This window comes from Streptomyces sp. B8-7, from assembly GCF_058833805.1.
This window is the reverse complement of record NZ_JBYRRL010000003.1, coordinates 650,125-668,853: the sequence shown is the minus strand read 5'-3', so window position 1 is coordinate 668,853 and position 18,729 is coordinate 650,125. Positions and strand designations below refer to the sequence as shown.

Genomic DNA, 18,729 nt, shown 5'->3' with positions numbered 1-18,729 from the left:
CCCATGTCACTCCCGCACGCGATCCTCACCGCCCTGGTGGAAAAGCCGTCCTCCGGGCTGGAGCTGACCCGCCGCTTCGACCGGTCGATCCGCTACTTCTGGTCGGCGACGCACCAGCAGATCTATCGCGAGCTGGGAAGGCTGGAGGCGGCGGGCTACATCCGGGCCCTGCCGGGCGACCAGCCGGCCCGCGGGCAGAAGAAGCGCTACGAGGTCCTGCCCGCGGGCCGCGACGAGCTGGCCCGCTGGACGGCCGCCCCCCAGGAGCCCCGGCAGATGAGGGACGCGCTGCTGCTGCGGCTGCGCGCCGCGGCGGTGGTCGGCACCGAGGGCATCGAGGCCGACCTGCGCCGCCATCTCGACCTGCACCGCAGGCAGCTCGCCGAGTACGAGGAGATCGAGGCGCGGGACTTCCCGCCGGGCCGGGACAGCGGACGCGACCGCATCCAGCACCTGGTGCTCCGGGCGGGGATCGACCTGGAGACGTTCTGGACGCGCTGGCTCACCCACGCCCTGGAGGAGCTGGCCGACCTGCCGGCGGACCGGCGCTGACCTCCCTCCGGCCGCGTGAGCGGCGGCGTCGCCGGGTCACAGCCGGTACGGCTTCGACCGCCGGCGCAGGAACCACACCGTGGCGCCCACTCCGGTCGCCACCAGCGCCCCGCCACCCACCAGGGTGAGGGTGCCGAGGTCCCGGTGGCCGCCGCCCAGGCCGCCCATCACCCCGCGCGACGGCGAGGCCGTGGCGGACGCCGTGGGGGTGGAGGGCGCCGAGACGATCACGGCCTGGGTGCCCGCGGTCACCGTGTTGGAGCAGACCACGACCACCGTGTACGTCCCCGGGCTGACCCCCGACCACGCCGCCGACTGCAGCGCGCTGGTGCCCGACAGCGCCGCCTGGCGGCCCTGCGCGAAGGAGGTCTGGCTCCTGGTCAGCAGCGAGGCGTTGCCCCAGCTGCCGTTGACCAGGGTGCAGGCGGTGGTGGTGACCGACACGGTGGAGCCGGTCGTGCTCACGGAGATGCCGGGCCCGCGGGCCTCGGCGGGTGCTGCGGTGAGGGCCAGCGGCAGCGCGGCGGCGGCTGCGGCGGTCAGCCCGCGGAGAAGGGGCGTGGAGATGCGCATGGGAGTGTCCTCCGGCGGCACGGTTGGCGGTACATCCCTTGCGCCGCCGAGATCGGGGAACGCCCGTGCAGCCTCAGGGCCAGCCAAGGCGCGCCCCGCCCGCCCCGCACCCGGGCCGCCTCCGGCCAGGTGACGGATTCCCCCGCACGGCCCAGCCCGCTCGCCGGCCCCGCGGGCCCCGCCCGGCGCGGCGGCCACGGGTGCCGCCGCAGGTGGCCGCAGCCCCCTGTCGCCCCCCTGCAGCCCCCGCCGCCCCCCGCCGGGGCCTGTCGCCCGTGCCGTTCCGGCCGTGCCGCGGGCGCCGCGGGGCGCGGCCCGGGGTTCAGCCGTCCGTGCCGGTCGTCACCGTACGCTCGGGCGACAGCGCGCCCCATGTCCCGTCGGGCAGCCGGGCCCGCAGCCGTACGCGGTGTTCCTGGCCGGCCTCGCGTCCGACGTAGAAGGAGTGGGTGGCCCGGCCCTCCGGCGGACGGCCCCCGAAGACGAGCGAGGTGGCGGGCAGGCCGTCCAGCCGGATCTGGTACTCCGTCACCACGCCGTCGGTCTCCGGCACGGTCCAGGACAGGTCGACGTAGTACGCCCCGTCCTCCGCGTGCGTCGAGGCGCGGAAGCCGCCCGGAGCGGTCGCCCCGCCCGTGTCCGCCCCCGGGGCGGTCGTGAGCCGGGCGGTGGCGCTGGCGGGGGAGAGGTTGTCCGCGGCGTCCCGGGCCCGGATGCTGAAGGCGTAGCGGGTGCCCGGCCGCAGCCCCGTGATCACCGCGGCCGTCTGCGACCCGCCGACACTGTGGATCTTCGCACCACCCTGGTAGACGTCGTACGACACGACCTTCTGGTCGTCCGACGACGCCGTCCACGTCAGCTGTGCGGCGCGGCTGCCGACCGCCCGGCCGCGCAGGGAGCCCGGCCGGGACGGCGCGGCGGTGTCCCTCGCGACGGCCCGCGGGGTCGTCGCCCGGGCCGGACGACTGGGCGGGCCCAGCCGCCCCCGGCCGTCCCGGGCGCGCACGGTGAAGACGTACGAGGTGCCGGGCCGCAGACGGGCGACGTCCACCATGTGCTCCCCGGCCGGCACCTCCTTGACCTTGGTGCCGCCCCGGTACACCTCGTAGGCGGTCACCGGCGGCTCGCCGAGGACCCGGTTCCACATGACGTGCACGCTGGTGGCGCTGCCGGCGTCGGCGGTGACGCCGCTCGGCACGCCGGGCGGGCGCTCGCCCGCGGCACTCTGCGCGCAGCCGGCCGCCAGCAGCAGCGCGCCGCAGGCGAGAGCGGCGGGAACGGGAACGCTTCGCACGGTTCTGCCTCCCGGGGCCACACTGCGGGAATGGTCCGGACCAATAGCCCGGACCACTATGGCCCGCTGGGCGCGTTCCCCTCAAGAGGGGTGTTGGTGGGCAGCCCCTCCGGTTACGTATGCTGAATCACCTCGCGGTCGAACTCCTCGCGCAGAAGGGGGAGTTCGCACCTGTGGCGCGGACTGCTGTCGTCGCTGGTCCCCGCGCCGACGGCCGGGGCCCGCAGCCGGACGCGAGCTGCGGGCCCCGGTCTCCGCCTGCCCGGCGGCCGCCCCCTCCGGACCGCCCGGTCCGGTGCTCCCCGCCCCCGCCTACCCTTCCGGCCCCCTCGGAATGGCCGGGCGGCCGAAACGGCACCAGATTGGGCTGAGTGTCCGTCAGGCCGTCCAGGAGAGGGTCCCCCATCGTGCGTGTCCAGTCGCTGGCGCTGGCCGCGGCGAGCATCGCCCTGCTCGCCCCGGCGACCCGGCCCGTCGCAGCATCCGCCGCCGCGCCCGGGGGCCTGCCCGGACCCCCGGGGTCGCAGGCCGGCACCGGCGTGAGCGCCGCGGACCTGCTGGACCGGGTGCGCCACTGCACCCCCGTCTCCCGCGCCCGTTTCCGTACCGACGACGGCGCCCCGGCCACGGTCCCGGTGTGCGCGACCGACGAGGTCGTGTTCTGGACGGCGGACATGGACATCGACTGCGACGGCCGCCCCTCCCGCCGCTGCAACCGCGGTACCGACCCCTACTTCTCGGCCGGCACGGCCTATCCGGACTCCGCCGGGCGCCCCTTGGACGCCGCGCGGCTGCCGTACGTCGTCGTACCGGTGCCGAGCCACCGCTGGGACCACCGTGAGCACGGCGTGGGCGGCGGCACGGTCGCGGCCGTGGTCTACCGCGACCGCGTCCAGTACGCCGTCGTCGGCGACAGGGGCCCGCGCGACCTCATCGGCGAGGCGTCCTACGCCACCGCCGAGGCGCTCGGTATCGACCCCGATCCGCACGGCGGGGGCGTCGCCTCGGGCGTCACCTACATCCTCTTCCGGGACTCGCGGGCCACCCCCATCGAGAGCGCGGACGCCGCGCGGGAGGCGGGGGAGCGGCTGGCAGGGCGGTTCGTGCGCGGCGACCGCGGACCGGACCCGCGGCCGATCCCGGCCGGCTGACGGCGGGCCAAAACCCGTTGCGGACCCGGCCGCGCGACGGCGCCCGGCGGCCTCACGTCTTGCGGTAGGCGTAGGCCTCCGAGGCCGCGGCAACGACCCCGTCCAGGTCCGCGCCCGCCGCGGCGGAGACCACGGCCGCGACCGCGCCCTCCACGAACGGCGCGTCCACCAGCAGCGTGCCGGCGGGGAGTTCGCCGTCCTCGGCCAGCAGCGCCTTCACCGTGAGGACGGCGCTGCCGAGGTCGGCCAGGACGGCGACGCCCGCGCCGTGGTCCACGGCGGCGGCCGCCGCGGCGATCAGCTCCGCGCTGGTGCCCAGCCCGCCGTCCTCGGTGCCGCCGGCCGTGGCGAGGGGCACGGGCACCGGGCCGCCGGCCAGCCCGCGGGCCATCCCGGCCACCGAGGCGGCCACCTCGGCGCTGTGCGACACCAGCACGATCCCCACCCGCTGCCCGTCACTCATCGCAGGCCTCCACCGGTGCGGCGGTCGGCAGGGCGGACGCGGCGGCCCCCGGGTTCCGGCGGCGGCGCGGTGGCGCGGCCGGCCCGGCCTGGACGCCGCGCCGCACGTCGCCGCCGCGGCCGGCGTCCCCGACGGGGGAGCCGACGGCGGTGAGCTGGTCCGCGGCCCGGTCCACGGCCGCGGCGGCCGCCGTCCTCCACCGGCGGAAGAACTCGGCGTCGAGCACTGCACCTCCTCGGGTGGCGGATACGCAGATACGCAGATACGCAGATACGCAGATGCCCGGATACCCGGATACCCGGATACGCACTCACCCGGGTACGCAGATTCGCTGACGGCGCGTACGTTGCGCTCAGACGCCCCAGCGCAGGGCAGCCGTCTTCACCGGCGCGTCCCACAGCCGCAGCAGTTCCTCGTCGACCCGGCACAGGGTCACCGAAGCGCCCGCCATGTCCAGGGAGGTGACGTAGTTGCCGACGAGGGTGCGTGCGACGGGCACGCCGCGCTCGCCGAGCACCCGCTGCACCTCGGCGCTGAACCCGTACAGCTCCAGCAGCGGGGTGGCGCCCATGCCGTTGACCAGGAGCAGCACGGGGTCGCGCGGCGCGAGGTCCTCCAGGATCGCGTGGACCGCGAAGTCGGCGATCTCCCGGGACGTCATCATCGGGCGGCGCTCCCGGCCCGGTTCGCCGTGGATGCCGACGCCCAGCTCCAGTTCGCCGGGCGGCAGCTCGAAGGTGGGGCTCCCCTTGGCGGGGGTGGTGCACGCGCCGAGGGCCACGCCGAAGCTGCGGGAGCTGCCGGCGACGCGGCGGGCGACGGCCTCCGTACGCTCCAGCGGCCGGCCTTCCTCCGCCGCCGCGCCGGCGATCTTCTCCACGAACAGGGTGGCGCCCGTGCCCCGCCGGCCGGCGGTGTAGAGGCTGTCGGAGACCGCCACGTCGTCGTCCACGAGCACCTTGGCGACCTGGATGCCCTCGTCCTCGGCGAGTTCGGCCGCCATGTCGAAGTTGAGGACGTCGCCGGTGTAGTTCTTCACCACGAACAGCACGCCCGCACCGCTGTCCACGGCCGCCGCCGCCCGCACCATCTGGTCGGGCACGGGGGAGGTGAACACCTCGCCCGGACAGGCCGCCGACAGCATGCCCGGACCGACGAACCCGCCGTGCAGCGGTTCGTGCCCCGACCCTCCGCCGGACACCAGCGCGACCTTCCCGGCGACGGGCGCGTCGCGCCGTACGATCACCCGGTTCTCCACGTCCACGGTCAGCTCCGGGTGCGCGGCGGCCATGCCCCGCAGCGCGTCCGCGACGACGGTCTCCGGGACGTTGATCAGCATCTTCATGCCTGCCTCCTGGTGAGCCCTGTCCGCCAGTATCTGCCCTGCCGGGACGAAGGTCACGTGGGCGTCACCGGTGCCGCGACGGGTGTCGGGCGCCGCCGGAGGCGGCCGTCGGCCCGTCTCGCCCGTCCCGCACCGCCGGCACCTCCTGGCGGAGGCGGGCCGGGCGGGCAGCGTGGTTCCGGCCGTACGGACCGCGAACGCCGCCCGGCGGACAGGCGGCCCCGGGACCGGCCGCGGCGCTCCGGTACCCGCCGGACGGGGCACGCGGTGGCCGAGTGCCGCGGGGGGATGCTGCGAGGCGGCGACGTCCGAGGGACGCGGGGAACCGCGGGACCGGCCGCGACGGCGCGCGGTCCGACGACCGGTCCCACCGCACCCGGCCGAGCGCGACCTTGGCCGGGAATCCGCAGGCGCACGAGCGGGGGCGGACGGCGCAGAGGGCGAAGCAGAACGCGTGCACGCGTGCGCCCTGCCACGGCCACCCCGCCGACGCCTACAGTGTGCCTTTCCACGGCTCTGGGCGGCCCTGCCGCCAGGGCGTGACCGAGCCCTTCGGTCAACGGCCGCCCGGCCCACGACCGGCCCCCGGTTCCCGCGGCGCCGCGCGAGCGCCGCCCGGGCCCGGCGAGGCCCGCCACGGACGGTGCCGATGACCGCCCGCGTGACAAGGCACCATCCGTGAGACCGCCCCGCACCGCGCCGGCCGGCGCGCGGCGCGGCGCGTCGCCGACCGCTGGAGGCCGTGTGTCCCGACCCCGCATCGCCCTGATCTCCGACCCCTCGTCCCCCGAAGGCTGCGCGGACGTCCTCGCGCAGGCGGTGGACCTGCTCACCGGCGCCCCGCCGGTCCGGGTCGACTCCCGGCACCTCGCCCCGGGCGGCACCGGCCGCGCCGTACCGTCCGGCGACCGGCTCCGCCTGGTCGTCCCCGAGCAGGGGCTGGACCTGGTGCCCGACATCGCCGTCGTCTACGAGATCCCCCCGCACCGCAGGAGCGCCCTCGCCCCGCTGCAACGCCTGCTGGAGCGCCAGGACGTGGTCACTCTCGCCGGGCACCCCGAGGCGTGGCGGGCGGCGACGGAGAAGAACCTCACCGTCGAGCGGTTCCGGCGGGACGGCATCGCCCACATGGAGACCGTGCTGCTGTCCGCGCCGGCCCCGGAGGAGGCGGCCGCCGCCCTGGACCGGCTGGGGGGTGACGCCTGGGCCCGGCCGGCCGTCGGCACCGGCGGGGACGACACCTTCCACGTCACCGGCCCCGACGCCCTGCACCGGGCGGTGGACCACTACGCCCGCAGCGGCACCGACTGGCTGCTGTCCCGGGACGCCGGGAACCTGACCGCGGGCGGTGCCCGCCACCAGTTCCGGGTGTTCGTCCTGCACGGCCGGGTCATCCACGCCCGCGAGCACATCCAGTCGGCGCCCGACACGCCCTGCAACACCTGTCAGGGGGCGTTCCCGGTGCACATCCCGCCGCCCGGCCTGCACCCCCGCCTGAGTGAACTCGCCGTCGCCGCGACCGCCTCGCTGGGGCTGCCGTTCTCCGGGGCGGACCTGGCGATCGAGAACGGCGGCGTCGTCTTCGAGGTCAACGTCCAGCCCGCCTTCGTCGACGGCGAACTCCACAGCGTGGCGGTGCCCTACGTCCAGGCCCACCTGGACGCCCATGCCCGGCGCCCGGGGGCCGGCGGCGTGGCCCGGACCCCGCTCCGCCCGGTCGCCGCACCGGCCGCACCGGCCGCACCGGCCGCACCGGCCCCGTACGAGCGGCGCTGACCCCGGGGCCCCCGGTACGCTCCGAAGCATGCGGATCTCCGTCTCCTCCGACATGGACGAACCCGTGGCCCGGCGGCTCGTCGCGGAGCTGCGCGAGCGCGGCCACGAGGTCAGCACGCACGGGGCGCTGCGCCCGGGCGACGACCCGCGGTGGGCGGTGTGCTCCGCCGCGGCGGCCCGCGAGGTCGCCGACGGCGGCGCCGACCAGGCGGTCGTGTGCTGCTGGACCGGCACGGGTGCGTCGATCGCGGCGAACAAGGTGCCCGGCATACGGGCCGCGCTCTGCACGGACGCGGGCACCGCGGACGGCGCCCGACGCTGGAACGACGCCAACGTCCTGGCGCTCAGCCTGCGGCTGACCTCCCAGCCCGTGCTCGGTGAGATCCTGGACGCCTGGTTCGCCGCCTCGCCCAGCGAGGACGCCGAGGACCACGCGAACCTGGCGCGCGTCGCGGGCCTCGACTCCGCGCGCGGCGCTCCGCCGGGCTGACCGGCGTCCCGGACCGGGCGGGGAGGGGCGCGGCACGGAGGCGGAGCCCGCGACGGGACACCAGGGGGCACGACCGTACGACGGCCGTCGGCGAGGAGGCGCGGTGACGGGCTGGACCTGGGAGTACGAGGGCTACGAGCCCGCCGACGAACGGCTGCGCGAGTCGCTGTGCACGCTCGGCAACGGCTACTTCGCCACGCGCGGCGCGCTGCCCGAGTGCACCGCGGACGACGTGCACTATCCGGGCACCTATGCGGCGGGCTGCTACAACCGGCTCGTCTCGCACGTGGCGGGCCGCGCCGTCGAGAGCGAGGACCTGGTCAACCTCCCCAACTGGCTGCCGCTGCGCTTCCGCGTCCACGGCGGAGCCTGGCTGACCCCCGACACGGCGAAGGTGCTGGAGCACACGCAGGTGCTGCACCTCACGTCCGGCCTGCTGGAGCGCCGCACCCGCTACGGCCTCGCCCGGGGCGGTGTGCTCGCGGTGCGCCAGCTGCGCCTGGTGCACATGGCGGACCCGCACCTGGCGGCGCTGCGCACCGAGTTCACCGTGACGGACCACGAGGGCGAACTAGAGGTCGAGGCGGCGCTGGACGGCGGGGTGACCAACTCCGGCGTGGCCCGCTACCGGGACCTGGACGGCCGCCACATCGGCCATGTGCGCACCGGCACCGCCGACACCGAGACGGTGTGGCTGCGCTGCCGCACCCGCGGCTCCGGCATCCGGATCGGCATGGCCTGCCGGCTGGCCTGCGAGGCCCCCGTCACCGTGCGGCACACCCGGGAGGGCGCCGTCCAGCACGTGCGGCTCGACCTGCGGCACGGCCGGACCGTCACGGTCGACAAGACGGTCGCCCTGCACACCTCCCGGGACCGGGCCATCAGCGACCCGCTGTCCGCGGCGGTCGACCGGGTCGGGCGGGCGCCCGGCGTGGACACGCTGATCGCCACGCACCGCACGGCGTGGGCCCAGCTGTGGCGCCGCGCCGACCTGGAGGTGCCCGGGGAGGCGGGGCGCATCCTGCGCGTGCACATGTTCCACGTGCTGCAGACGCTGTCCCCGCACACCGCCGACCTGGACGTCGGCGTACCGGCCCGAGGCCTGCACGGGGAGGCCTACCGGGGCCATGTCTTCTGGGACGAGCTGTTCGTGCTGCCGTACCTGGACCTGCACTTTCCCGAGGTGGCGCGGGCCCTGCTGCACTACCGCCACCGGCGCCTGGAGCAGGCCTGCAGCGCGGCCCGGGACGCCGGGCGGCGCGGCGCGATGTACCCGTGGCAGAGCGGCAGCGACGGGCGGGAGGAGGCGCAGCGGGTCCACCTCAACCCGCGCTCGGGCCGCTGGCTGCCGGACCACTCCCGCCTGCAGCACCACGTCGGTTCGGCCATCGCCTACAACGTGCTGCGGTACTGCGACGCCAGCGGCGACACGGAGTTCCTGCACACCAAGGGCGCCGAGATGCTGCTCCAGATCGCCCGGTTCTGGGCGGACGCCGCCGCCTGGGACGAGGATCTGGGCCGGCACCGCATCAAGGGCGTGATGGGCCCCGACGAGTACCACGACGCCTACCCCGACGCGGCCGGGCCCGGCCTGGACGACAACGCGTACACCAACGTCACCGCCGCCTGGGTGCTGGCCCGCGCCGTGGAGCTGCTGCCCTCGCTGCCCGAGCCGCGGCGCCGCGAGCTGGGCGAGCGCACCGGTCTCGACGAGGGGGAGCTGGAACTGTGGGAGGAGATCTCCCGCACCCTGTACGTGCCCTTCCACGAGGGCGTCATCAGCCAGTTCCACGGCTACGGCGACCTCGAAGAGCTCGACTGGAACGACTACCGGACCCGCTACGGCGACATCCGCCGGCTGGACCGGATCCTGGAGTCCGAGGGCGACACGGTCAACCGCTACCGCGCCTCGAAGCAGGCCGACGTCCTCATGCTGGGCTACCTGTTCCCGCCGGCCGCGCTGAAGAGCCTGTTCGCGCGGCTCGGCGTGCATCTGGACGACACCGTGTGGCGCCGCACCGTGGACCACTACCTGCACCGCACCAGCCACGGTTCCACCCTCAGCGGCCTGGTGCACGGCTGGGTGCTGGCCCGCGACCGGCGTGCGGAGGCCTGGGAGTTCTGCCAGGAGGCGCTGCGCGGCGACATCGCCGACGTGCAGGGCGGCACCACCGGTGAGGGAATCCACCTGGGCGCCATGGCGGGCACCCTGGACCTGGTCCAGCGCGGCCTGACCGGCCTGGAGACCCGCGACGGCGCCCTCTGGCTCGACCCGGTGCCGCTGCCGGAGCTGTCGTCCTACGGGTTCTCGCTGCGCCACCGCCATCACTGGGGCATCCATCTGGGGCTGCGGCACGGCAGGCTCGAGGTCGCCGTGCCGCCCTCCGGGGCCGGGACCGTGGACGTGCGGCTGCCCGGCCGCGCGGTCCGGCTGGAGCCGGGGGAGACGGTGCAGCTGACGCTGCCCGAGTGAGCCCCGGGGGACCGGGCGGTGCGGGCCGGGGCGCCGGACGTGTGGGACGGCGGGTGCCCCGGCGAGATCCGCCGGGGCAGTGGGGGGACCGCAGGGCCGGGCCGCCGCTCAGTGCGCGCCCAGGCCTCCGCCGCCGAAGGAGCCGCTGGAGCCCTTGCTCCAGCGTGGTCGGTCCTTCTTGGTGCTGGACCGGGTCTGCATGTTGGTCAGCTCGTAGGGGGTGAGCGGGCGCTCACCCTTGGGGATCTCCGGGATCTCCTCGGGTTCGCGGTTCTCGCGGATCTCGCGCACCGGCCCGCTCTCGGGCACGTGCGGCTGCTCCTCCGGCGTGGGACGCGGAGGTTCCTGGCTGCGGACGCGGTTGCCCAGCCAGAAGGCTCCGGCCAGCAGCGCCAGAAGGGCGACGCCGATGCCGAACAGCCCGAGGCTGAGGAGACCGCTCGGGTCGGCCAACTGCATCGAAGCGGTACTCATAGCAGTAAAAATACCCGCGAATCGCCCCCTGGACACACCCGCCGCGGAGCGCACCGCCCGGGCGGGGCCCGGCCGGCCGGCGTCACGCGCCGGTCGGTGCCGCGGCGGGCGACGTCTGCCCGTCGAGGAGCGGTGTCCGGTGCGGGCTCCCGGCGGGCCGGCCGGAAGCCCCCGTGCGGGACGTACTCGGGCTTCCGTCCGGTGCGGCGGGCGTGCGTGCCGGGCGGCGCGACGGGGCGAACGTCGCCCGCCGCGGCACTGGACCGGGCCCGCCGCCAGGACCCGCCCGGAGTGCACCGGGCCCGGAGTGCACCGGCTGCGAGCGAACCGGCCCGAACCGGCCGGCCCGAACCGGCCGGGCCGTGCCGGACCGCGCGGGGCCGCGCGGGGCCGCGTCCCGGCGCGGTCCGGGCGTTCCCAATTTCTGGAACGCGTTCTACGGTGTGCGCCGTCAGGACCGGCCCAGCGGGACCCTGGAGGCGCCGTGCATCTCGACCACACCCCGGAACAACTGCGGCTGCGCGGCGAACTGCGCACCTACTTCGCCGAGTTGATGCCCGACGAGGCCCGCACCCGGCAGGCCGGCCCGGCCCGGCAGAAGCAGTTCTACCGGGAGACCGTCCGCCGCCTCGGCGCCGACGGGTGGCTGGGTGTCGGCTGGCCGCAGGAGTACGGCGGGCGTGGGCTGACCCCCACCGAGCAGTTCGTGTTCTTCGACGAGGCCGCCCAGGCGGGAGTCCCGCTGCCGCTGATGGCTCTCAACACGGTCGGCCCCACGATCATGCGCTACGGCACCGCCGAGCAGAAGGCGTACTTCCTGCCCCGCATCCTCTCCGGCGAGATCGACTTCGCCATCGGCTACAGCGAGCCGGACGCGGGCACCGACCTGGCGGCGCTGAAGACCCGGGCCGTGCGGGACGGGGACGTCTACGTGGTCGACGGGCACAAGATCTGGACCACCAACGGCGACACCGCCAACTGGGTGTGGCTGGCCGTGCGCACCGACCCCCACGCCCCCGCGCACCGCGGCATCACCATCCTGCTGGTGCCGACCACCGACCCCGGCTACTCCTGCACCCCCATCCACACCCTCGCCGGGCACGACACCACCGCGAGCTTCTACCGCGGCGTCCGGGTGCCGCTCACCCGCCGCGTCGGCGCCGAGAACCAGGGCTGGCGGCTGATCACCAACCAGCTCAACCACGAGCGGGTCACCCTGGCCGCCCACGGCACCATGGCGGTGCGCGCCCTGCACGACGTCCAGCGCTGGGCGGCCGGCACCAAGCTGGCCGACGGCCGCCGCGTCCTGGACCTGCCCTGGGTGCGCCGCCGCCTCGCCCAGACCCACACCCGCCTCGACGCCCTCCGGCTCCTCAACTGGCAGATGGTCGGCGCGCTCCAGGACGGCACCCTCACCCCGCAGGACGCCTCCGCGGTCAAGGTCTACGGCTCCGAGGCCCGGCGCGACGCCTACGCCTGGCTCCTGGAGGTCGCCGCGGCCCCCGGCGCCCTCCAGGAGGGCTCCGCCGGGGAGGTGCTGCGCGGCGAACTGGAACGCGGCTACCGCTCCGCCGTCATCTTCACCTTCGGCGGCGGCAACAACGAGATCCAGCGGGAGATCATCTCCTGGATCGGCCTCGGCATGCCCCGCGTCCGCCGCTGAGCGCTCCGCCGGAGAAGGCCGCGGTGCGCCGCCGGCCGGCCGCGGTGCCGTCGTGGCCGGCCGCGCAGCTCCCCGCTCCCTTTCGGGCGGCGCTCCGCCTCTGGCCGTCGGTGATCACGCCGTGCTACGAAGAACCATGCCCGCACACGAGGAAGCCCCCGCAGCCCGCTCGTACGACGCCGTCGTCGTCGGAGGCGGCCACAACGGCCTGGTCGCCGCCGCCTATCTGGCCCGGGCCGGCCGGTCGGTGCTGGTTCTGGAACGGCTCGGGCACACCGGCGGAGCGGCGGTGTCCACCCGCCCCTTCGCGGGCGTGGACGCCCGGCTGTCGCGCTACTCCTACCTGGTCAGCCTGCTTCCCGAGAAGATCGTCGACGACCTCGGACTGCGCTTCCGGGTCCGCTCGCGCACCATCTCGTCGTACACGCCCACCGAGCGGGCCGGGCGGCCCACCGGCCTGCTCGTCGGCGGCGGCGGGCAGCGCACCCGGGAGGCCTTCGCGCGGCTCACCGGAGGCGACCGCGAGTACGAGTCCTGGCGGCGCTTCTACGCCATGACCGGCCGGGTCGCCCGCGGCGTGTTCCCCACCCTCACCGAGCCGCTGCCCACCCGGGCGGAGCTGCGCCGCCGGGTCGCCGACGAGGAGGCGTGGCGGTGCCTGTTCGAGGAGCCGGTCGGGGCGGCGATCGAGGACCGGTTCGCCGACGACCTGGTCCGGGGCGTGGTGCTGACCGACGCGCTCATCGGCACCTTCGCCGACGCCCACGACGCCTCGCTGGCCCAGAACCGCTGTTTCCTCTACCACGTGATCGGCCGCGGCACCGGCGACTGGGACGTGCCCGTCGGCGGCATGGGGGCGCTGACCGACGCCCTCGCGGCCGCGGCGCGGCAGGCCGGGGCGGAGATCGCCACCGGCCACGAGGCGGTACGGATCGAGACCGACGGGCGCACCGCGGAGGTCACCTACCGCACCGCCGACGGCGAGGGTGTCGCCACCGCGCGCCATGTGCTGGTCAACGCCTCCCCGCAGGCCCTCGCCGACCTGACCGGCGGCGAGCCGCCCGCGCCCGCCGAAGGGGCCCAGCTGAAGGTGAACATGCTGCTCACCCGGCTGCCCAGGCTGCGCGACAGCGCGGCCGACCCGCGCGAGGCGTTCGCCGGCACGTTCCACATCGCCGAGGGCTACGCGCAGCTCGCCGTGGCCCACCGGCAGGCGGCGGCCGGTGAACTGCCCGCCGCGCCGCCGTCGGAGATCTACTGCCACTCCCTGACCGACCCGAGCATCCTCGGTCCCGCCCTGGCCGGCCAGGGCTACCAGACCCTCACCCTGTTCGGTCTGCACACCCCGGCCCGCCTGTTCCGGCGGGACAACGACGCCATGCGCGGGGAACTGCTGGGGCGCACCCTCGCCCAGCTCGACGCCCATCTCGCCGAGCCCCTCGCCGACTGCCTCGCCACGGACGCCGACGGCCGCCCCTGCATCGAGGCGAAGACCCCGCTGGACCTGGAGCGCGACCTGCGCCTGCCCGGCGGCAACATCTTCCACCGCGCCCTGTCCTGGCCGTACGCCCAGGAGCACACCGGCCGCTGGGGCGTGGAGACCGCCCATGCCAACGTCATGCTGTGCGGGGCGGGCGCGGTCCGCGGCGGCGGAGTGAGCGGGGTGCCCGGGCACAACGCCGCGATGGCCGTGCTGGAGCAGCCGCCCGGCTGAACCCCGCACCCGCCTCCGGACCGGCCCCCCCACAGATCTGACGCAATGTCAGAACTGCTCTTCCGTCCTTCGCGGGTCTCCGGCATCCTGCGCCCATGCAGACGGAGCTGAGCCGGCAACTGGGCACCGAGCACGCAGTCTTCGGCTTCACGCCGTTCCCCGCCGTGGCCGCTGCCCTCAGCCGGGCCGGGGGCTTCGGAGTGCTCGGTGCCGTCCGCTACCGAGACCCCGACGACCTGCGGCGCGACCTCGACCGGATCGAGGCGCACGTGGACGGACGGCCCTACGGCGTGGACGTCGTCATGCCCGCGCGCCGGGCCGAGGGGGTCACCGAGGCCGAGGTGGAGGCGCTGATCCCGGACGCGCACCGGCAGTTCGTGCGCGACACCCTCGCCGCGCACGGCGTGCCCGGCCTGCCCGAGGGCGAGGCGTCCGGGTGGCGCGTCACCGGCTGGCTGGACCAGGTCGCCCGCAGCCAGCTGGACGTGGCCTTCGAGTATCCGGTCCGGCTGCTCGCCAGCGCGCTCGGCCCGCCCCCGGCCGACGTCGTGGAGCGCGCGCACCGCCGGGGCGTCCGCGTCGCCGCGCTCGCGGGCAGCGCCCGGCACGCCCGCACCCACCGGGACGCGGGGCTCGACATCGTCGTCGCCCAGGGGTACGAGGCGGGCGGCCACACCGGCGAGATCGCCTCCATGGTGCTGACCCCGGAGGTCGTGGAGGCCGTCGCCCCGCTGCCCGTGCTCGCCGCGGGCGGCATCGGCAGCGGACAGCAGGCGGCGGCCGCGTTCGCTCTCGGCGCCCAGGGCGTGTGGCTCGGCTCCGTGTGGCTGGCCACCACCGAGGCCGATCTGGGCTCACCGGCCCTCACCCGCAAGCTCCTCGCGGCCGGGTCCGGCGACACGGTCCGCTCGCGCGCGCTGACCGGCAAGCCCGCCCGGCAGCTGCGTACCGCCTGGACCGACGCCTGGGAGGACCCCGCCGGGCCGGACCCGCTCCCGATGCCCCTCCAGGGCCTCCTCGTCGCCGAGGCCGTCTCCCGCATCCAGCGGTACGAGGTGGAACCGCTCCTCGGCACCCCCGTCGGCCAGATCGTCGGCCGCATGACCAGCGTGCGCAGTGTCCAGGAGGTCGTCGACGACCTCACCCGCGGCTTCGAACAGGCCGTGGACCGCATCCACCGCATCGCCGGCCGGGGTGCCCCGTGACCAGGGCTCCCGCACGGCGGCACCCCGCCGCCACCGTCCTCGCGCCGCCGTCCGGTGCCGCCGCCTCCCTGCGCGCGGGCCGCCGCCGGTGTCCCCGCGCGTGCGGCCCGAGCCGGACCGTCCCCGCGCCCCGCCGCTCCCCTCCCGCCGCCCTCCCCACGGCCGTCCCCTCCGCTCACGGCCGCTCCCCCCTCCCGATCCCCCTCCCGCTCCCTCACCCCCTCCCGTTCCCCCGCCCCGCCGCCGTTCCCGTCACAGCCGTCCCCGCGCCACCTCCGTCCACCCCAAGGAGCGGCCGCCCATGACGACACCCCCCACCGGCTTCTGGGCCCAGGCCGGCGCCGAACCCGACCGCACCGTGCTGGTCACCCCCGACGGCACACGGTGGAGCGCCGGGCGGCTGCACGCCGACGCCAACCGCCTCGTGCACGGACTGCGGGCCGCGGGCCTGGAGGCCGGCGACGCCCTCGCCGTCGTGCTGCCCAACGGCGCCGAGTTCCTCACCGCCTACCTGGCGGCCCAGCAGGCCGGTCTCTACCTCGTGCCGGTCAACCACCACCTGGTGGCCTCCGAGATCGCCTGGATCGTCGCCGACTCCGGGGCCAGGGCGCTGATCACCCACGAACGGTTCGCCGACGCGGCCCGCAGGGCCGCCGAGGAGTCCGGCCTCCCGGCCACCCACCGCTACGCCGCCGGCGCCGCGGACGGCTTCCGGCCGTACGCAGAACTCCTGGACGGGCAGCCGGAGTCGCCGCCTCAGGACCGCACCCTCGGCTGGGTGATGAACTACACCTCCGGCACCACCGGCCGCCCCCGTGGCATCCGCCGCCCGCTGCCGGGCGTTCCGCCCGAGCAGGCCCGGCTCGGCGGCTTCCTCGGCATCTTCGGCATCCGGCCCCATGACGGCAACGTCCACCTGGTGTGCTCACCGCTCTACCACACCGCCGTCCTGCAGTTCGCCGGCGCCTCCCTGCACATCGGCCACCCGCTGGTGGTGATGGACCGGTGGACGCCCGAGGAGATGCTCCGCCTGATCGACACCCACCGCTGCACCCACACCCACATGGTGCCGACCCAGTTTCACCGGCTGCTGGCGCTCCCGCCGGAGGTCCGCGGCCGCTACGACGTCTCGTCCCTGCGGCACGCGATCCACGGTGCCGCGCCCTGCCCCGACCACGTCAAGCGCGCCATGATCGCGTGGTGGGGCACCTGCGTGGAGGAGTACTACGCGGCCAGCGAGGGCGGCGGTGCCTTCGCCACGGCCGAGGACTGGCTGAAGAAGCCCGGCACCGTCGGCAGGGCCTGGCCCATCAGCGAACTCGCCGTCCTCGACGACGACGGCGAGCGGCTGCCGCCGGGCCGGGTGGGCACCGTCTACATGAGGATGAACACCGGAGGCTTCGCCTATCACGGGGACGAGGACAAGACCCGCCGGGCCCGGGTCGGCGACTTCTTCACCGTGGGCGACCTCGGACTGCTCGACGAGGACGGCTACCTCTTCCTGCGGGACCGCAAGATCGACCTGATCATCTCCGGCGGGGTCAACGTCTACCCGGCCGAGATCGAGTCGGTGCTGCTCGCCCATCCCGGGGTCGCCGACGCGGCCGTGTTCGGCATCCCGGACGACGACCGGGGCGAGGAGGTGAAGGCGGTGGTGGAGCCGGCTCCCGGGCACCGGGCGGGTCCGGACCTCGCCGCCGCGCTGCTCGCCCACTGCGCCGAGCGGCTGGCCGGCTACAAGCGGCCCCGCAGTGTCGACTTCGTCGCCGAGCTGCCCCGCGACCCCAACGGCAAGCTGTACAAGCGCCGCCTGCGCGAGCCGTACTGGCGCGGGCGCTCCCGCCCGGTGTGAGGCGCCCTCCGGGCGCCAGCCCGGCCGGGCTGCCGCCGGGCCGCAGCCCGGCTCGCCGCCGCACCGCCGCGGTCCCCCCGGTGCACCGCACCGGCCCCGCCCGTCGCGGGTCCTGGGCCGTGGCCGCCCGTTCCGCCCGCGCCGTCGCACCGTCGTGCCGTCGTGCCGTCGCGCCGTCGTGCCGTCGCGCCGTCGTGCCGTCGTGCCGTCGTGCCGTCGCGCCGTCCCTCCCGGTCCGCCTCCCGGTCGGCCTCCCGGTGTGCCGTCCGGTCCGCCGTCCGGTGTGCTGTTGCGACGCCGCCCGGTGCCGGCGGCGGGGCCGGCCCCGCTACGCCCCGGCGGGCCCGCCGGCCCGGCCGGCAGCCCTCCCGGCCGCCGGCCGGGCCGGCCTTCAGCGCCCCCGCTCGTCGACGATCCGGCGGATCTTGCCCACCGACCGCTCCAGCGTCTCCGGGGCGACGATCTCCACGGCGACCGACACCCCGATGCCGTCCTTCACGGCGGCGGCGATCGAGCGGGCGGCCGCCTCCCGGACCTCGGGGCCCGCGTCGGCGCGTGCCTCGGCGCGGACCGTGAGCGCGTCGAGACGGCCCTCGCGGGTCAGCCGCAGCTGGAAGTGCGGGGCCACGCCCGGGGTGCGCAGGACGATCTCCTCGACCTGGGTGGGGAAGAGGTTCACGCCGCGCAGGATCACCATGTCGTCGCTGCGGCCGGTGACCTTGCGCATGCGCCGGAACACCCGGGCCGTGCCGGGCATCAGGCGGGTGAGGTCGCGGGTGCGGTAGCGGATCACCGGCATGGCCTGCTTGGTGAGAGAGGTGAACACCAGCTCGCCCTCCTCGCCGTCGGGCAGCACCTCACCGGTGACCGGGTCGACGATCTCCGGGTAGAAGTGGTCCTCCCAGATGTGCAGCCCGTCCTTGGTCTCCACGCACTCCTGCGCGACACCGGGCCCGATCACCTCCGACAGGCCGTAGATGTCGACCGCGTCGATCGCGAACCGCTCCTCGATCTCACGCCGCATCTCCTCGGTCCACGGCTCGGCCCCGAACACCCCGACCTCCAGGGACGTGCCGCGCGGGTCCACCCCCTGCCGCTCGAACTCGTCCAGCAACGTCAGCATGTAGGACGGCGTCACCATGATCACCCGCGGTCGGAGGTCCTGGATCAGCTGGACCTGACGGGATGTCATGCCGCCCGACGCCGGGACCACCGTGCAGCCCAGCCGCTCGGCGCCGTAGTGCGCCCCCAGTCCGCCCGTGAACAGGCCGTAGCCGTAGGCGACGTGGACCGTGTCCCCGGCCCGCCCGCCGGCCGCGCGGATCGACCGGGCCACCATGTCGGACCACAGGGTCAGGTCGTCGTCGGTGTAACCGACCACGGTGGGACGGCCGGTGGTGCCACTGGAGGCGTGGATGCGGCGGATCCGCTCCCGGGGCACGGCGAACAGGCCGTACGGGTAGTTCTCGCGCAGGTCCGCCTTCGTGGTGAACGGGAAGCGGGCAAGGTCGCCGAGCGAGCGGCAGTCGTCCGGGTGCACCCCCGCCCGGTCGAAGGCCCGCCGGGTGAACGGCACGTTGGCGTAGGCGTGGTGGAGCGTGGCGCGCAGCCGCTCCAGTTGCAGCGCGCGCAGCCCGCCCGGGTCCAGACGCTCGCCCGCGTCGAGCAGTTCCGTCGTGTCCACCATGGGGACGCCTCCCTCAC

16 protein-coding genes are annotated in these 18,729 nt (G+C 75.8%); 9 read left to right on the top strand and 7 right to left on the bottom strand.

Going from position 1 to position 18,729, the window contains the following annotated elements; genetic code table 11:
* The first annotated feature begins 3 nt into the window (after nucleotides 1–3).
* Entirely contained in the window at nucleotides 4–552 is a 549-nt protein-coding gene (locus tag AC5K6T_RS18070; protein ID WP_493210263.1) for a PadR family transcriptional regulator, read from the top strand.
* Between the two features lie 36 nt (nucleotides 553–588).
* Here AC5K6T_RS18070 and AC5K6T_RS18065 read toward each other — a convergent pair whose 3' ends face one another.
* Both AC5K6T_RS18065 and AC5K6T_RS18060 read right to left on the bottom strand, forming a co-directional pair.
* Nucleotides 589–1,125 carry a hypothetical protein gene (locus tag AC5K6T_RS18065; protein WP_493210261.1) on the bottom strand — a complete coding sequence of 179 codons (537 nt, stop codon included), beginning with the start codon at nucleotides 1,123–1,125 and terminating at the stop codon, nucleotides 589–591.
* 322 nt (nucleotides 1,126–1,447) lie between these two features.
* Entirely contained in the window at nucleotides 1,448–2,419 is a 972-nt protein-coding gene (locus AC5K6T_RS18060) for a fibronectin type III domain-containing protein (protein ID WP_493210259.1), read from the bottom strand.
* 407 nt (nucleotides 2,420–2,826) lie between these two features.
* Here AC5K6T_RS18060 and AC5K6T_RS18055 point away from each other — a divergent pair, with 407 nt between their 5' ends.
* Nucleotides 2,827–3,570 carry a glycoside hydrolase family 75 protein gene (locus tag AC5K6T_RS18055; protein WP_493210257.1) on the top strand — a complete coding sequence of 248 codons (744 nt, stop codon included), beginning with the start codon at nucleotides 2,827–2,829 and terminating at the stop codon, nucleotides 3,568–3,570.
* Nucleotides 3,571–3,622: 52 nt separating this feature from the next.
* Here AC5K6T_RS18055 and AC5K6T_RS18050 read toward each other — a convergent pair whose 3' ends face one another.
* The 3 genes from AC5K6T_RS18050 to dhaK all read right to left on the bottom strand — a co-directional run bounded on the left by AC5K6T_RS18050 (nucleotide 3,623) and on the right by dhaK (nucleotide 5,378).
* Entirely contained in the window at nucleotides 3,623–4,033 is a 411-nt protein-coding gene (locus AC5K6T_RS18050; RefSeq protein WP_493210255.1) for a PTS-dependent dihydroxyacetone kinase phosphotransferase subunit DhaM, read from the bottom strand.
* Nucleotides 4,026–4,259, bottom strand: a complete 234-nt coding sequence (locus tag AC5K6T_RS18045; RefSeq protein WP_493210253.1) for a hypothetical protein — start codon at nucleotides 4,257–4,259, stop codon at nucleotides 4,026–4,028. The genes AC5K6T_RS18050 and AC5K6T_RS18045 overlap by 8 nt, the downstream gene beginning before the upstream one ends.
* 126 nt (nucleotides 4,260–4,385) lie before the next feature.
* The gene (gene dhaK, locus AC5K6T_RS18040) at nucleotides 4,386–5,378 is read right to left on the bottom strand and encodes a dihydroxyacetone kinase subunit DhaK (protein ID WP_493210252.1); all 993 of its coding nucleotides are present in this window, start codon (nucleotides 5,376–5,378) and stop codon (nucleotides 4,386–4,388) included.
* Between the two features lie 744 nt (nucleotides 5,379–6,122).
* On the opposite strand from dhaK, the gene AC5K6T_RS18035 reads away from it, so the two are divergent.
* The 3 genes from AC5K6T_RS18035 (at nucleotide 6,123) to AC5K6T_RS18025 (ending at nucleotide 10,117) form a co-directional block, all read left to right on the top strand.
* Nucleotides 6,123–7,154, top strand: a complete 1,032-nt coding sequence (locus tag AC5K6T_RS18035) for an ATP-grasp domain-containing protein (protein WP_493210251.1) — start codon at nucleotides 6,123–6,125, stop codon at nucleotides 7,152–7,154.
* Nucleotides 7,155–7,182: 28 nt separating this feature from the next.
* The gene (locus AC5K6T_RS18030) at nucleotides 7,183–7,644 is read left to right on the top strand and encodes an RpiB/LacA/LacB family sugar-phosphate isomerase (RefSeq protein WP_493210250.1); all 462 of its coding nucleotides are present in this window, start codon (nucleotides 7,183–7,185) and stop codon (nucleotides 7,642–7,644) included.
* 103 nt (nucleotides 7,645–7,747) lie between these two features.
* The gene (locus tag AC5K6T_RS18025; RefSeq protein WP_493210248.1) at nucleotides 7,748–10,117 is read left to right on the top strand and encodes a glycoside hydrolase family 65 protein; all 2,370 of its coding nucleotides are present in this window, start codon (nucleotides 7,748–7,750) and stop codon (nucleotides 10,115–10,117) included.
* A 108-nt stretch (nucleotides 10,118–10,225) separates the two neighbouring features.
* Here the strand turns inward: AC5K6T_RS18025 and AC5K6T_RS18020 are convergent, their stop codons facing one another.
* Complete coding sequence (locus AC5K6T_RS18020; RefSeq protein ID WP_493210246.1) at nucleotides 10,226–10,591, bottom strand: DUF6479 family protein; 366 nt, start codon at nucleotides 10,589–10,591, stop codon at nucleotides 10,226–10,228.
* 484 nt (nucleotides 10,592–11,075) lie between these two features.
* On the opposite strand from AC5K6T_RS18020, the gene AC5K6T_RS18015 reads away from it, so the two are divergent.
* The 4 genes from AC5K6T_RS18015 to AC5K6T_RS18000 all read left to right on the top strand — a co-directional run bounded on the left by AC5K6T_RS18015 (nucleotide 11,076) and on the right by AC5K6T_RS18000 (nucleotide 17,025).
* Nucleotides 11,076–12,254, top strand: a complete 1,179-nt coding sequence (locus AC5K6T_RS18015) for an acyl-CoA dehydrogenase family protein (protein WP_493210244.1) — start codon at nucleotides 11,076–11,078, stop codon at nucleotides 12,252–12,254.
* Between the two features lie 136 nt (nucleotides 12,255–12,390).
* Nucleotides 12,391–13,968, top strand: coding sequence for a phytoene desaturase family protein (locus tag AC5K6T_RS18010; protein ID WP_493210242.1), 1,578 nt, complete (start codon nucleotides 12,391–12,393; stop codon nucleotides 13,966–13,968).
* Between the two features lie 95 nt (nucleotides 13,969–14,063).
* Complete coding sequence (locus AC5K6T_RS18005; RefSeq protein WP_493210240.1) at nucleotides 14,064–15,173, top strand: NAD(P)H-dependent flavin oxidoreductase; 1,110 nt, start codon at nucleotides 14,064–14,066, stop codon at nucleotides 15,171–15,173.
* 301 nt (nucleotides 15,174–15,474) lie between these two features.
* Nucleotides 15,475–17,025: an acyl-CoA synthetase gene (locus AC5K6T_RS18000; RefSeq protein WP_493210238.1), complete on the top strand. Its 1,551-nt coding sequence runs from the start codon at nucleotides 15,475–15,477 to the stop codon at nucleotides 17,023–17,025.
* Nucleotides 17,026–17,416: 391 nt separating this feature from the next.
* On the opposite strand, the gene paaK is transcribed toward AC5K6T_RS18000, so the two are convergent.
* Entirely contained in the window at nucleotides 17,417–18,712 is a 1,296-nt protein-coding gene (gene paaK / locus AC5K6T_RS17995; protein WP_493210237.1) for a phenylacetate--CoA ligase PaaK, read from the bottom strand.
* Between the last annotated feature and the right edge of the window lie 17 nt (nucleotides 18,713–18,729).